The 13,405-nt window shown below is 58.0% G+C and carries 14 protein-coding genes; 12 read left to right on the top strand and 2 right to left on the bottom strand.

Annotation, left to right across the window (positions count from 1 at the left end):
• Window positions 1-23: 23 nt before the first annotated feature.
• Entirely contained in the window at window positions 24-1,688 is a 1,665-nt protein-coding gene (locus tag BVK86_RS16210) for an electron transfer flavoprotein-ubiquinone oxidoreductase (protein WP_075947385.1), read from the bottom strand.
• Between the two features lie 547 nt (window positions 1,689-2,235).
• Between BVK86_RS16210 and BVK86_RS16205 the strand changes: the two genes are divergently transcribed.
• From BVK86_RS16205 to BVK86_RS16160, 10 genes are all read left to right on the top strand, one after another.
• Window positions 2,236-2,985, top strand: coding sequence for an electron transfer flavoprotein subunit beta/FixA family protein (locus BVK86_RS16205; protein WP_075947384.1), 750 nt, complete (start codon window positions 2,236-2,238; stop codon window positions 2,983-2,985).
• A gap of 2 nt (window positions 2,986-2,987) precedes the next feature.
• A complete protein-coding gene (locus BVK86_RS16200; RefSeq protein WP_075947383.1) occupies window positions 2,988-3,917 on the top strand; it encodes an electron transfer flavoprotein subunit alpha/FixB family protein in 930 nt (309 codons plus the stop codon).
• A 122-nt stretch (window positions 3,918-4,039) separates the two neighbouring features.
• Window positions 4,040-4,855 (top strand): substrate-binding periplasmic protein, encoded by an 816-nt coding sequence (locus BVK86_RS16195; RefSeq protein ID WP_075947382.1) that lies wholly within the window; start codon window positions 4,040-4,042, stop codon window positions 4,853-4,855.
• Between the two features lie 9 nt (window positions 4,856-4,864).
• The gene (locus tag BVK86_RS16190; protein WP_075947381.1) at window positions 4,865-5,221 is read left to right on the top strand and encodes a DUF4398 domain-containing protein; all 357 of its coding nucleotides are present in this window, start codon (window positions 4,865-4,867) and stop codon (window positions 5,219-5,221) included.
• Window positions 5,218-6,030 (top strand): OmpA family protein, encoded by an 813-nt coding sequence (locus tag BVK86_RS16185; RefSeq protein ID WP_075947380.1) that lies wholly within the window; start codon window positions 5,218-5,220, stop codon window positions 6,028-6,030. Before BVK86_RS16190 ends, BVK86_RS16185 begins: the two co-directional genes overlap by 4 nt.
• A gap of 201 nt (window positions 6,031-6,231) precedes the next feature.
• Window positions 6,232-7,671, top strand: coding sequence for an aminotransferase-like domain-containing protein (locus BVK86_RS16180; RefSeq protein ID WP_075947379.1), 1,440 nt, complete (start codon window positions 6,232-6,234; stop codon window positions 7,669-7,671).
• A gap of 87 nt (window positions 7,672-7,758) precedes the next feature.
• A complete protein-coding gene (locus BVK86_RS16175) occupies window positions 7,759-8,226 on the top strand; it encodes a translation initiation factor 2 (protein ID WP_075947378.1) in 468 nt (155 codons plus the stop codon).
• A 165-nt stretch (window positions 8,227-8,391) separates the two neighbouring features.
• The gene (locus tag BVK86_RS16170) at window positions 8,392-8,646 is read left to right on the top strand and encodes a YkgJ family cysteine cluster protein (RefSeq protein ID WP_075947377.1); all 255 of its coding nucleotides are present in this window, start codon (window positions 8,392-8,394) and stop codon (window positions 8,644-8,646) included.
• A 40-nt stretch (window positions 8,647-8,686) separates the two neighbouring features.
• Complete coding sequence (locus tag BVK86_RS16165; protein WP_075947376.1) at window positions 8,687-9,295, top strand: START domain-containing protein; 609 nt, start codon at window positions 8,687-8,689, stop codon at window positions 9,293-9,295.
• A gap of 282 nt (window positions 9,296-9,577) precedes the next feature.
• The gene (locus BVK86_RS16160; protein WP_075947375.1) at window positions 9,578-11,677 is read left to right on the top strand and encodes an LTA synthase family protein; all 2,100 of its coding nucleotides are present in this window, start codon (window positions 9,578-9,580) and stop codon (window positions 11,675-11,677) included.
• 60 nt (window positions 11,678-11,737) lie between these two features.
• Here BVK86_RS16160 and BVK86_RS16155 read toward each other — a convergent pair whose 3' ends face one another.
• Complete coding sequence (locus BVK86_RS16155; protein ID WP_173668865.1) at window positions 11,738-11,896, bottom strand: DUF3309 family protein; 159 nt, start codon at window positions 11,894-11,896, stop codon at window positions 11,738-11,740.
• 280 nt (window positions 11,897-12,176) lie between these two features.
• Here BVK86_RS16155 and BVK86_RS16150 point away from each other — a divergent pair, with 280 nt between their 5' ends.
• Together BVK86_RS16150 and BVK86_RS16145 are read left to right on the top strand one after the other, a co-directional pair.
• Window positions 12,177-12,992: an SDR family oxidoreductase gene (locus BVK86_RS16150; RefSeq protein ID WP_075947373.1), complete on the top strand. Its 816-nt coding sequence runs from the start codon at window positions 12,177-12,179 to the stop codon at window positions 12,990-12,992.
• A 64-nt stretch (window positions 12,993-13,056) separates the two neighbouring features.
• Window positions 13,057-13,389, top strand: a complete 333-nt coding sequence (locus tag BVK86_RS16145; protein ID WP_075947372.1) for a YnfA family protein — start codon at window positions 13,057-13,059, stop codon at window positions 13,387-13,389.
• Window positions 13,390-13,405 lie beyond the last annotated feature (16 nt).

Raw genomic sequence — 13,405 nt, 5'->3', positions numbered from 1 at the left:
GCCTTGATGTTCAGCGGTTCGGCTTACATGTTCGGGTAAGTCGGGCCGCCAGCGCCTTCCGGCGTCACCCAGGTGATGTTCTGAGCAGGGTCCTTGATGTCACAGGTCTTGCAGTGAACGCAGTTCTGGGCGTTGATCTGGAAGCGCTTCTCGCCGTCTTCCTTGGTGATCACTTCGTACACACCGGCCGGGCAGTAACGCTGGGCAGGTTCATCGTACAGCGGCAGGTTCTTGCTGATCGGGATGCTCGGATCGGTCAGCTTCAGGTGGCACGGCTGTTCTTCTTCGTGGTTGGTACCGGAGATGAACACCGAGCTCAGTTTGTCGAAGCTGATCTTGCCGTCTGGTTTCGGGTAGTCGATCTTCTTGCAGTCGGCGGCCAGTTTCAGGCAAGCGTAATCCGGCTTGGTGTCGTGCAGGGTGAACGGCAGTTTGCCGCCGAAGATGTTCTGGTCGAGCCAGTTGAAACCACCACCCACGATCGCGCCAAACTTGTGGATCGCCGGGCCGAAGTTGCGGCTGGCGAACAGTTCTTCGTGGAGCCAGCTGTTCTTGAACGCATCGACGTAGCTGGTCAGCTCTTCGGTGCCGTCCTTGTCGGCGAACAGCGCGTCAGCCACGGACTCTGCAGCGAGCATGCCGGACTTCATTGCCGTGTGGCTGCCTTTGATCTTGGCGAAGTTCAGGGTGCCAAGGTCGCAACCGATCAGCGCGCCGCCCTTGAAGACCATTTTCGGCAGCGAGTTGAGGCCGCCCTTGCAGATGGCACGTGCGCCGTAGCTGATGCGCTTGCCGCCTTCCAGGTACTGCTTGAGCACCGGGTGATGCTTGAGACGCTGGAACTCGTCGAACGGCGACAGGTAGGTGTTGCTGTAGGAGAGGTCGACGATCAGGCCCACGACCACCTGGTTGTTTTCCAGGTGATACAGGAACGAGCCACCGGTGTTCTCGGTGCCCATGATGTCCATCGGCCAACCGGCGGTGTGCACCACAAGGCCTGGCTGGTGCTTGGCCGGGTCAACTTCCCAGATTTCTTTCAGGCCGATGCCGTAGTGCTGCACGTCGGAATCGTTGTCGAGATTGAAGCGCTTGATCAGTTGCTTGCCGATGTGGCCACGGCAGCCTTCGGCGAACAGCGTGTATTTGCCACGCAGTTCCATGCCCGGGGTGTACAGGCCTTCTTTCGGATTGCCTTCGCGGTCTACACCCAGATCACCGGTGATGATCCCGCGAACGATGCCGTTTTCGTCGAACAGCGCTTCCTGGGCGGCGAAGCCCGGGTAGATTTCTACCCCCAGGTTTTCGGCCTGCTGGGCCAGCCAGCGGCACAGGTTACCCAGGGAAATGATGTAGTTGCCTTCGTTGTGCATGGTCTTGGGCACAAAGAAGTCAGGGATTTTCTGCGCGCTTTCGGCGTTCTTGAGCACGAAGATGTCATCGCGGGTGACAGGCGTGTTCAGCGGCGCGCCGAGTTCCTTCCAGTCCGGGAACAGTTCGTTCAGGGCGCGTGGTTCAAACACGGCACCGGACAGGATGTGAGCACCGACTTCGGAGCCTTTTTCGACCACGCAGACGCTGATTTCCTTACCGGCTTCGGCGGCCTTCTGCTTCAAGCGGCAGGCGGCGGAAAGGCCAGCGGGGCCGGCACCGACGATGACCACGTCGAATTCCATGTATTCGCGTTCCACAGGCTATCTCCTACTCAAGGCTCAACAGTTTTTTCTAATTTTGGAGGTTAGGTGTCGCATCCTTGAATCCCGGCGTAAGGTCGGGAGAGGACAATCGAGTGGCCACCTTTCTCTTTGGGTGGCGCATTATATCTACACCACTCTCAGGGTCCAATACAAACGTTTGTTTGAATTGGCTCAAAGCCAGAGAAATCAAAGTCACGCGGCTTATGAACGGCTATTTTGCCGTATTGACCGGAATAGGTGTTCCGGTCAAGATACGGGCGGTTTTGCGCTCGCCGTAGGCTGACTGTTGGTTTCAAGAGCACCTCTAAAGACAGGGCGATGGCAGTAGCAAGTGAAGCGCCACGACGATTTGGCGCGCAGTTTACACGCCGCGATATTGAATGACTCGTCAGTCACTCCTGACGAACGGTCATCGACATCATGAGCGAAGCTCACTTGACACGTTTGCCGGCGTTTTTGGAGGTGCCCTTGCGCCCGATGAGCATCAACCGCCAGGTTCGCCTAGGCGACTTTCTTTTCACCGGAGAGTAACGAGGAATCCATGAAGGTTCTTGTAGCTGTCAAACGCGTTGTGGATTACAACGTCAAGGTCCGCGTCAAGGCGGACAATTCCGGCGTCGATCTTGCCAACGTCAAGATGTCGATGAACCCGTTCTGCGAGATCGCAGTGGAAGAAGCCGTACGCCTGAAAGAGAAAGGTGTTGCGACTGAAATCGTCGTCGTCTCCATCGGCCCGACAACCGCTCAAGAGCAACTGCGCACCGCGCTGGCTCTGGGTGCCGATCGCGCCATCCTCGTCGAATCCGCCGAAGATCTGACTTCCCTGGCTGTTGCCAAACTGTTGAAAGCGGTTGTCGACAAGGAACAGCCTCAGCTGGTGATCCTTGGCAAACAAGCCATCGACAGCGACAACAACCAGACGGGCCAAATGCTTGCTGCATTGAGCGGCTACGGTCAGGGCACGTTCGCTTCGAAAGTCGAAATCAGCGGCGACAGCGTTGCTGTCACCCGCGAAATCGACGGCGGCGCGCAGACCGTTTCGCTGAAACTGCCGGCCATCGTCACCACCGACCTGCGTTTGAACGAGCCGCGCTACGCGTCCCTGCCAAACATCATGAAAGCCAAGAAGAAGCCTCTCGAAGTGCTGACTCCGGACGCTTTGGGCGTTTCCACCGCCTCCACCAACAAGACCGTCAAAGTCGAAGCGCCTGCTGCACGCAGCGCGGGTATCAAGGTCAAGTCGGTGGCTGAACTGGTCGAGAAACTGAAAAACGAAGCGAAGGTAATCTAATCATGACTATCTTGGTAATCGCTGAACACGACAACAAGGTAGTGGCTCCGGCCACCCTGAACACCGTGGCTGCCGCTGCCAAAATCGGCGGCGACATCCACGTGCTGGTTGCAGGCCAGGGCGCTGGCGCCGTGGCTGAAGCCGCTGCGAAAATCGCTGGCGTGGCCAAAGTGCTGGTGGCCGACAACGCTGCCTACGCTCACCAGCTGCCGGAAAACGTAGCGCCTCTGGTCGCAGAGTTGGGCAAGGGCTACAGCCACATCCTGGCGGCCGCCACTTCCAACGGCAAAAACATCCTGCCGCGCGTTGCCGCTGCACTGGACGTTGACCAGATCTCCGAGATCATCTCGGTAGAAAGCGCCGATACCTTCAAGCGCCCGATCTACGCCGGTAACGCCATTGCTACCGTTCAGTCGAACGCTGCAGTGAAAGTGATCACCGTGCGTGCCACCGGTTTCGACCCGGTTGCCGCTGAAGGTGGTTCGGCTGCCGTTGAAGCCGTTGCCGCTGCTCACGACGCTGGCATCTCCAGCTTCGTCGGCGAAGAACTGGCCAAGTCCGATCGTCCGGAACTGACCGCTGCCAAGATCGTCGTTTCCGGCGGCCGCGGCATGCAGAACGGCGACAACTTCAAACACCTGTACGCCCTGGCCGACAAGCTGGGCGCTGCCGTCGGTGCTTCCCGCGCCGCGGTCGACGCAGGTTTTGTTCCGAACGACATGCAGGTCGGTCAGACCGGCAAGATCGTTGCGCCACAGCTGTACATCGCCGTCGGTATCTCCGGCGCGATCCAGCACCTGGCCGGCATGAAAGACTCCAAAGTGATCGTTGCGATCAACAAGGACGAAGAAGCGCCGATCTTCCAGGTGGCCGATTACGGGCTGGTGGCGGACCTGTTCGAAGCCATCCCTGAGCTGGAGAAGCTGGTCTAATCCGGCTGCTTCACTTATAAAGAGCCCGGCCTTTTGGCCGGGTTTTTTTTTGCTTGCCTGTCGGAGCCAGCAAGCCGGCTGCTACGGGTTGGTGTAATCAGGTTCAAGTGGAGCGTATCGCCATGGATTTGCGTGTTGTGTTGAGTTTGCTGGGGTTGACGCTGTTGCCGGGGCTTTGCGCTGCCGCAGGCAAGTGCGAGCGCCTCGTCGTGACCGGCAGCCCCGATGCGCCGCCATACCTCTGGCAAGACCCGCAAAACCCCAAGCATCTGATCGGCGCGAGTGCCGATCTGTTGCAGCAAGTGGCGGGGGAGTTGGGCATTAAGGCCGAGCTGCTTTACGCCGGCAAGCGTTCCCAGGCACTGGAAGAAGTGCGCAGCGGGCGCATGGACATGCTGGCCGATGCGCCGTTGATGGTCAGTGAGCTCGAATCCCTGGATTACATTCATCCACCGATGCTGGAAAACGACTATCAGGTCTGGACCCGCAAGGACTCGTCACTGATCTACAACGACGTGCAGGATCTGCACGGCCACCCCGGCGCTTTGTCGGAAAAGTCTCGATTAACCTCGGCATTCGGCACATATGCCGAACAGAATTTGACCCTCATCCGTACACCCAATCTGCCCCAGGCCTTTCAGAAACTGCTCTTGGGCGAGGTGGAATTTGTCCTCGCCGGACGCTACTCCGGCATGGCGATGGCGCAGACGCTGGGTATGGCCAACGACTTGATCGTCCGTGAGCAACCGGTCGACAGGCCTGGGCTGTTTCTGGCGATTTCCCATAACTCGGCCTGCAACGATCCCTGGTTGCGCGGACAGCTGGCCAAAAAGATGACAGAATTGCCCGCGTCCGGACTGACGGAGGCTGTGCTGCAACGCAATATCGAGCGTTGGAATGCGCAACAGAAACAACCTGTCAGTGCCCCAAAACAGTAGGGATTTTTAGTGAGTATTCGACCTCTTTTCGCTGCCCTGGCCGTTCTGGCTCTGGCGGGTTGTGCAGCCGATCCGGCGCCGAATGAACAAATGCGCCTGACCGAGCAGGCACTCGAACAAGCCAAGGCTGTTGGCGCCACTGCCGATGAAGTGCCGGAAATGAAACTGGCCGAAGACAAGTTCAAACGGGCCAAAGGCAGCATGGCTGACCAGTCTTACAAGAATGCGCGGATGCGGGCCGAGCAGGCCGAGCTGGACGCGCGTCTGGCTGAAGCCCGGGTCCTGACCCTCAAGAGCGAGGAACAGTTGAACGTTCTCAACACCCGCATCGCCCGTCTGCGCAAGCAGTTGGGAGATGCCCAATGAATCTCAAGTCCAAAGTGTTCGGTGGTTTGCTTCTGGCAGGTTGCGCCAGCCTCTATGGTTGCGCCGGCCAGCATAGCGAGGCGGCGTTGCAGCAGGCGAGTGCCGACTTCCAGAAGGTCAAGGAAGATTCCAACGTGCTGCGTATCGCTCCCAAGGATGTGATTCGTGCCGGTGAGTCCCTGGCCCGGGCCGACCGCTTGTCCACTTACTGGGGCAGTGGTTCGGACGTGTTGCAATACGCCTATCTGAGTCAGCGCTACAGTGAGATCGCTCGGGAGCACACCCATCAGGTGCTCAACGAAGAGCGCGCAGCCAAGCTCGAGCTTGAACGTCAGCGCCTGCAGCTGGCCTTGCGCGAATCCAAGCTGCTCAGCGTGCAGCAACAGGGCAAATGGCTGGAAGAACAGATCGTGGCGTTGGCGACGACGCAGACGGATCGCGGCTTGGTGATGACCTTGGGCGATGTATTGTTCGATACCGGTGAAGCGGAGCTGAAAAGCTCGGCCAACCGCGTGGTGTTGAAGATCGTGCAGTTCCTGCAGCTCAACCCCAAGCGCGTGGTGCGTATCGAGGGCTATGCCGACAGCACCGGCGGCAAGCAGGAAAACCTCAAGCTGTCCCGGGACCGTGCGCAATCGGTGGCGGACGTACTCATGGACCTGGGCATCGAAGACAAGCGTATTCAGGTCGAAGGTTATGGCGACGAATACCCGGTGGACGCCAACGCTTCCGAGCGTGGACGTGCGCAGAACCGCCGCGTGGAAATTGTGTTCTCCGACGAAAAGGGCCAGCTCGGCGCAGCCCGCTAAGGGGTGCGTCTCTGGAAAGCCCGGCCTGCCAGACAGCGCCGGGTTTTTTTGTGCCTGCCGATTACCGCACAAAACAGTACAGTTTTTGCTGACACTGCACTGTACTGTCGACTATTGTGACAACTGTCCCAGTACACTTCCAAACTGTTCCGGTATCGTTTCATACAAGAATAAAATGCCCGTGAAATCGAGTGCTGCGTCATGACCAATCTCTTGCTTTACCAACGTATTGCTCAGCAACTGGCCGAAGACATCCGCCGTGGTGTCTATCAACCGGGTGAGCGCGTGCCTTCGGTGCGCAAGATGAGTTCGCAGCTCAATGTCAGCCATGCCACGGTTTTGCAGGCGTATGCCAACCTGGAAGATCAGGGCCTGATCCGCGCCCGGCCACAGTCCGGTTATTACGTGCACCAGACGCCGGCCCTGACTGCGCCGACGCCGGACATCGCCAGGGTCGAGCGTCCGGGCCTGGTCACGCGCAGCAGCATCATCCAGCAGGTGCTGGTCGAATCGCGCCGCGAAGGTGTGTTCCCGTTGGGGGCTGCCGTGCCAAGCGTCGACTATTTGCCGGTGCGGGCGTTGCATCAGCAATTGGCCAAAGTCACCCGTTTTCATAGCCCCCGTGCGTTCAGCTACATGTTCAGCCCCGGTTTCGAACCGCTGCGCCGGCAAGTGGCGATCCGCATGCGCGATGCCGGTGTCGTGGTCGATCCCTCGGAAGTGGTCATCACCCACGGCTGTGTCGACGCCTTGCAGATGTCGCTGCGGGTGCTGACCCGCCCGGGCGATCTGATTGCCGCCGAGTCACCGACTTACTACGGTTTGCTGCAACTGGCCGATTTGCTGGGCCTCAAAGTCATCGAAATTCCTAGCGATCCATCCACCGGCATGAGCCTCGAGGCCCTGCAACTGGCGGCCAACCAATGGTCGATCAAGGCACTGGTGCTGACCACTCGCTTGAGTAATCCGTTGGGCGGCACCATGCCCGAAGAGCGGCAGAAGCAGCTGCTTCGCCTGGCATCGGACTTTGACATTCAAATCGTCGAGGATGATATCTACGGCGAGTTGATGTTCGAGCAGGGGCGCACCAAATCGCTCAAGGCCTATGACCGGCTGGATCGGGTTATCTACTGTTCGAGTTTCTCCAAGACCCTGTCGCCGGGGGTTCGCATTGGCTGGATGATCGCTGGCAAGTTCCAGCAGGAAATTCAGCGGCTACAGACCTTCAGTACCCACTCAGCCTGCAGCGTTACGCAGATGGGCATTGCCGCCTATCTGGAAAACGGCGGTTACGACCGGCACTTGCGCTACATCCGTCAGGAATATCGCAAGAACCTCAGCGCCTTCCAGCTCGCGGTGCAACAGTACTTCCCCGAAGGCACGCAGATGACGCGACCGACGGGCGGTTTCATTTTGTGGGTGAGTCTGCCAGGGCGGGTCAACACCCAGGAATTGCATGTGCGGGCGCTGCAGCAAGGCATCAGTATCGCGCCCGGGCTGATTTTCAGTAACACCGAGCAATTCAATCACTGTATCCGGCTCAACTGCGGTATCCCGTGGAACCGTGAGGCTGAGCGTGCATTGATGACGCTGGGCATGCTCGCCACTCAGCTCTGTCAGGAAATGGCCGGAGGGCTGTAGCAGGTAATATGGCGTTACGGGCCGTGCTTGTCTTGTAGGTTGCAACAGGCGAGCATAGGCATCCCTGCCGTTTGCGCCGTTGGGTCCATGAAACCGATTTTTCCTGCTGCCTTGCTTTTGGTCTGCCTGTTTATCAGCACTCAGCCGTTATGTGTGATGGCCGCTTCCGCTCAGGAGAAACCAGCGGCAAGCATGCCTTCGAAAAAAACTGCTGCCACCAAACAAACTGTGCCAGTTAAAAAGAAGCCCGCCGCAGTTAAAAAGCGTCCGCCCATCGCCTCGAAATCGAAATCGGCCAGTGAAGTGGCGAAAACCCAATTGCCTTCCGCCAACCTGGATTTGAGCTTGCCCAAGGACATGGTTGAAGAGCTTGATCCGGTCGGCACGGTGCCATTGCCCAAGCGCGAACCCATATTGCCGCAAATGTTCGGCGACAAAAGCAGTCAGTTTCAGCTCAACGGTCGCTTGATCAGTAACGAAATGCAGCTGCAATTGCGTAATGAAGAGCGCCGCGAGATCGAAGGCGCCGCGCTGGAATTCGAGTTCAAGCAATAACCTCGTGCAGTTCGTGACCTGCGAGCCAGACGCTTTGTCGGAGACTGGGCGGTCAGGCCACCGTTCAGGTAAAAACCCATGGCCGGGTAATTTAAAACACCTGTTTTAGCGGTTACTCTGTGCGCCGTCCTTTAATACATTGCCCGTCGTGAGGTGCTAGTCGTCATGAAATGCCGTGAGGGCTGTGGCGCTTGTTGCATTGCCCCTTCCATCAGTTCGCCGATTCCCGGAATGCCCCAGGGCAAAGCCGCCGGTGAACGCTGCCTGCAATTGTCTGCCGAGAATCTGTGCAATATTTTCGGCCAGCCGGAGCGACCAGCCGTGTGTTCGGCATTCGAGGCCGATGTTGAGGTGTGTGGCAGCAGCAGTGAAGAAGCCATCAGGCTGATTGGCTGGTGGGAGCAAATGACGGCGGCGTGATGTATCAACGAACGGAACTTCAACAATAAGGAATAACATTATGGGTTCGCTGCATCGTATCGCTGTGTTGTGTGGTTTGACGGCTGTATTGGCCACCTCGGTTGCACAGGCCGAAGACTGGAAAGTCGCCAAGAATGAAGACGGCATCAAGGTCTCCCTGAGTGAGGTGGCGGGTTCCGGCTACAAGGCCTACCAGGGTGTCACCCTGATGAAAACCACCATGGCCAAGCTGCGCGCGTTGCAGGAAGACGTATCCGGTGCCTGTGCCTGGATCCACGAGTGCAAGAGCCAGAAGTTGCTCAAGCACGAAGTTGACCAGAACTGGACCTACACTCAATTCAATACGCCATGGCCGGTCACCCCGCGTGACTCGGTGTTGCACATCACCACCGTTGAAGGGGCCGATGGCAGCCTGACCCGCAAGCTTGAAGGCGTGCCCAAGTACGTTCCCGACGAAAAGGGTTTTGTGCGGGTGACCAAGGTTGAAGGCTTCTGGAAGTTCGTGCCCAAGGGTGATCAGATTGAAGTGACTTATCAGGTTCACACCGAGCCGGGTGGCAGTATTCCTTCGATGGTTGCCAACAAGTTTGTGGTGGATGCGCCGTTCAATACGCTGAAAAATCTGAAGGCCCGCGCCGAAAAACCCTGATCAAAAGTCGCCAGCAACGCCCCGGTCGGTTCCGGGCGTTGCTGTTTTCAGTCCCTCAACAGCTATTTAATGTGTTTCCAGATATACGTTGCACAAAATTTTCACAAAGCCTCCAAGACAATCCGCCCGCGCCGACACGACAGAAGAGTAATCAATGGCAATGCCGTCGTTGATCGTGCAACATTTGCGCACCGCGCAAGCCCCGGGGCCAAGTACTGGCCAATAGAGGGCAAGGCGCCGCTGTATTTTGAAACTTCAACTTCCAATGGGTCCTAAAACGAAATGGCAATCCCGGACGCCCTGAGTCAGCAGCGAGCTTCGAGTCGCCTGCTGCAACCGACCGTCAAATCGCATCTGGCCTACACGTTGCTGTGCGCCTTGGTGATGATGGTGATGTTTTCCGCGCTGCGCCTTGCGCTGCTGGTCTACAACCGTGAAATGATCCTCGATACACCGGCCTCGACCTTTGTCGAAGCGTTCGCCAATGGCCTGCGTTTCGACCTGCGTCTGGTGGTCTACCTCAGCATCCCGTTGATCCTGGCACTGTTCAGCGCCCGGGCCATGGCTGCGCGCGGGTTCTTTCGCTTTTGGCTGACCATTGCGTCCAGCATTGCGTTGTTCCTGGGTCTGATGGAGATGGACTTCTACCGTGAATTCCACCAGCGCCTCAACGGACTGGTATTCCAGTATGTAAAAGAAGATCCGAAAACCGTGATGAGCATGCTCTGGTACGGTTTTCCGGTGGTTCGCTACCTGCTGGCCTGGGCCGTTGGCACCTGGCTCCTGAGCCTGGCGTTCAAGGGCGCGGACCGAGCGACCCGTCCTCGTGGTCCGTTCAGTGGCGGCAGCATCAGTACCCGCCAGGTTGCACCGTGGTACGCACGCACCATGGTCTTTGTGGTCTGCCTGCTGATTTGTGTGGTCGCCGCTCGTGGCACCTTGCGCCAGGGCCCGCCAATGCGTTGGGGCGATGTCTACACCACCGATTCCAACTTCGCCAACCAACTGGGCCTCAACGGCACGCTGTCTCTGGTCGCCGCGGCGAAGAGCCGGATGTCCGAAGACCGCGACAACATCTGGAAAGCCACGTTGCCGCAACCGATGGCGCAGCAGACCGTGCGCGACATGCTGGTGATGAAGGACGACAAACTGGTGGATGGCGAAACCGCCGCCGTTCGTCGTGACTACACGCCGCCAGCCGACAAGACCCTGCCGATCAAGAACGTCGTTGTGATCCTGATGGAAAGCATGGCCGGTCACTCGGTCGGTGCGTTGGGCGCCTCGGGCAACATCACCCCGTACCTCGACAAACTGTCGAAGGAAGGCCTGCTGTTCGACCGTTTCTTCTCCAACGGTACCCACACCCACCAGGGCATGTTCGCCACCATGGCGTGCTTCCCGAACCTGCCGGGCTTTGAATACCTGATGCAGACCCCGGAAGGCAGCCACAAGTTGTCCGGCTTGCCACAGTTGCTCAGCGCCCGCGACTACGACGACGTGTACGTCTACAACGGTGACTTCGCCTGGGACAACCAGTCGGGTTTCTTCAGTAACCAGGGCATGACCAACTTCATCGGACGTAACGACTTCGTTAACCCGGTGTTCTCCGATCCGACGTGGGGCGTGTCCGACCAGGACATGTTCGACCGTGGCCTGGTTGAACTGAAGGCTCGTGACGGCAAGGACAAGAAACCGTTCTATGCCTTGCTGCAAACCCTGTCCAACCACACCCCTTACGCCTTGCCGACGCCATTGCCGGTCGAGCGCGTAACCGATCGTGGCAGTCTGAACGAGCACTTGACCGCCATGCGTTACTCGGACTGGGCGTTGGGCCAGTTCTTCGAGAAAGCCCGCAAGGAGCCGTACTTCAAGGAGACCCTGTTTGTAGTTGTCGGCGACCACGGTTTCGGCAACGAGCGGCAGATCACCGAAATGGACCTGGGTCGTTTCAACGTGCCGATGTTGCTGATCGCACCGGGCATCCAGGAAAAATTCGGCACGCTGAACCACACCGTGGGTACGCAGATCGACATCGTACCGACCATCATGGGCCGTCTCGGTGGCGAAGTGCGGCATCAGTGCTGGGGGCGTGACCTGCTCAATCTGCCTGAAGGCGACACCGGTTTTGGTGTGATCAAGCCTTCGGGCAGCGAACAGACCACGGCCATCGTCACGGCGGATCAGATTCTGGTTCTGCCACGGGACAAGGACATGGCGCCGAAAATGTACCAGTACGAACTCGGTGCCAAGCCGCACGCCGAGGTTGTTCCGGATGCACCGCGCACCGCCGAGTTGAAAACCAAGCTTGAGGCGTTCCTGCAGACAGCGACCAAAAGCTTGATCGATAACACTGCCGGTGTCGTCGACGGCACGCCGGACTAAACAGTGACGCAATAAAAAAGAGGCCCTTGAAAAGGGCCTCTTTTTTTGCTTTTTAAACCGTCATATTTTGCCGAGTAACAATAGAATCAGTATCACCACCAACACCACGCCAATGATACCGGATGGGCCATAACCCCAACTTCTGGAGTGCGGGAAGACCGGCAGACCACCGATCAGTAACAAAATCAGAATGACGAGAAGAATTGTGCCCATGTCTATTTCCTTGCTGTAAGAGTTCAGGAATGACTTTGCCGTTATCAGTCAGCGGGAATGTCATTAATTCGAGCTGCTTAAAACTTCCGACCCTTGCGCTTGAAAGAAAATTCCAAGTTTTTTTGCTGTTTTTCGCACCAAAGCCCATTCCAGTTCTTGTTGTATTAGTTGATTCAGCCGTTCCGCCGGTTTGCTCGGGCCATTCAGCAATCTGATGGAGCGTGGGTCGGGCAATATCCTTCGCTACACTCGACGCATCTTCCCCGGAACAACAAGGCTGTTTGCTATGCAAAATCGCATGATGATCACTGGCGCAGGCTCTGGCCTGGGTCGCGAAATCGCGCTGCGCTGGGCGCGTGAGGGCTGGCAACTGGCCTTGTCGGACGTCAGTGAGCCCGGCCTGCAGGAAACCCTGAAACAGGTGCGCGAAGCGGGCGGCGACGGTTTTATCCAGCGTTGCGATGTCCGCGATTACAGCCAGCTGACCGCATTTGCCCAGGCTTGTGAAGTGAAGCTCGGTGGCATTGATGTCATCGTCAATAACGCCGGCGTGGCATCGGGTGGGTTCTTCAGTGAATTGTCCCTGGAAGACTGGGACTGGCAGATCGCGATCAACCTGATGGGCGTGGTCAAGGGCTGTAAAGCCTTCCTGCCGTTGCTGGAAAAGAGCAAGGGCAAGATCATCAACATCGCGTCGATGGCAGCGTTGATGCAGGGCCCGGCCATGAGTAACTACAACGTGGCCAAGGCCGGCGTGGTGGCACTGTCCGAAAGCCTGCTGATCGAACTGGCGCAACAGGAGGTGGGCGTGCATGTGGTCTGCCCGTCTTTCTTCCAGACCAACTTGCTGGACTCTTTCCGTGGCCCGACCCCGGCAATGAAAGCCCAGGTCGGCAAGTTGCTGGAAAGTTCGCCGATCAGCGCCGCTGACATCGCCGACTACATCTATCAGCAGGTCGCTGCCGGCGAGTTCATGATTTTGCCCCACGAGCAGGGCCGCATGGCGTGGGCACTGAAACAGAAGAACCCGCAATTGCTCTACAACGAAATGACGATCATGGCTGACAAGATGCGCGCCAAGGCCAAACAAAGCGCAGGCTGAACTTGCCCGCGAGCGACGGTATCGTTAGGGTGGCCGCCATCGGCCACTCTTTTGAGACGTTTGCATGCTCAACTACCTATGGTTCTTTCTGGCCGCGCTGTTCGAAATCGCCGGTTGCTTCGCGTTCTGGATGTGGTTGCGCCAGGGTAAAAGCGCCTGGTGGATCGTGCCCGCGCTGCTTAGCCTGACCTTGTTCGCACTGTTGCTGACCCGCATCGAGTCGACTTATGCCGGTCGCGCCTATGCCGCCTACGGTGGCATCTACATCATTGCCTCGATTGGCTGGCTGGCGGTGGTCGAACGGATTCGTCCGCTGGGCTCGGACTGGATCGGCGTGGCGTTGTGCGTGATCGGCGCCAGCATCATTTTGTTCGGCCCACGTTTTTCCGCCTCATGACACTTGGCGGTACTTT

This window comes from Pseudomonas reinekei (genome assembly GCF_001945365.1).
Taxonomy (GTDB): Bacteria; Pseudomonadota; Gammaproteobacteria; order Pseudomonadales; family Pseudomonadaceae; genus Aquipseudomonas; species Aquipseudomonas reinekei.
The sequence above is the reverse complement of the archived record's forward strand: the minus strand, read 5'-3'. Positions and strand labels throughout refer to the sequence as shown.

Coding starts and splice junctions, on each gene's coding strand:
- BVK86_RS16150 (WP_075947373.1), top strand. CDS start 12,177: ATGCAAAATCGCATGATGATCACTGGCGCAGGCTCTGGCCTGGGTCGC.
- BVK86_RS16165 (WP_075947376.1), top strand. CDS start 8,687: ATGGGTTCGCTGCATCGTATCGCTGTGTTGTGTGGTTTGACGGCTGTA.
- BVK86_RS16175 (WP_075947378.1), top strand. CDS start 7,759: ATGAAACCGATTTTTCCTGCTGCCTTGCTTTTGGTCTGCCTGTTTATC.
- BVK86_RS16170 (WP_075947377.1), top strand. CDS start 8,392: ATGAAATGCCGTGAGGGCTGTGGCGCTTGTTGCATTGCCCCTTCCATC.
- BVK86_RS16145 (WP_075947372.1), top strand. CDS start 13,057: ATGCTCAACTACCTATGGTTCTTTCTGGCCGCGCTGTTCGAAATCGCC.
- BVK86_RS16185 (WP_075947380.1), top strand. CDS start 5,218: ATGAATCTCAAGTCCAAAGTGTTCGGTGGTTTGCTTCTGGCAGGTTGC.
- BVK86_RS16200 (WP_075947383.1), top strand. CDS start 2,988: ATGACTATCTTGGTAATCGCTGAACACGACAACAAGGTAGTGGCTCCG.
- BVK86_RS16160 (WP_075947375.1), top strand. CDS start 9,578: ATGGCAATCCCGGACGCCCTGAGTCAGCAGCGAGCTTCGAGTCGCCTG.
- BVK86_RS16180 (WP_075947379.1), top strand. CDS start 6,232: ATGACCAATCTCTTGCTTTACCAACGTATTGCTCAGCAACTGGCCGAA.
- BVK86_RS16195 (WP_075947382.1), top strand. CDS start 4,040: ATGGATTTGCGTGTTGTGTTGAGTTTGCTGGGGTTGACGCTGTTGCCG.
- BVK86_RS16205 (WP_075947384.1), top strand. CDS start 2,236: ATGAAGGTTCTTGTAGCTGTCAAACGCGTTGTGGATTACAACGTCAAG.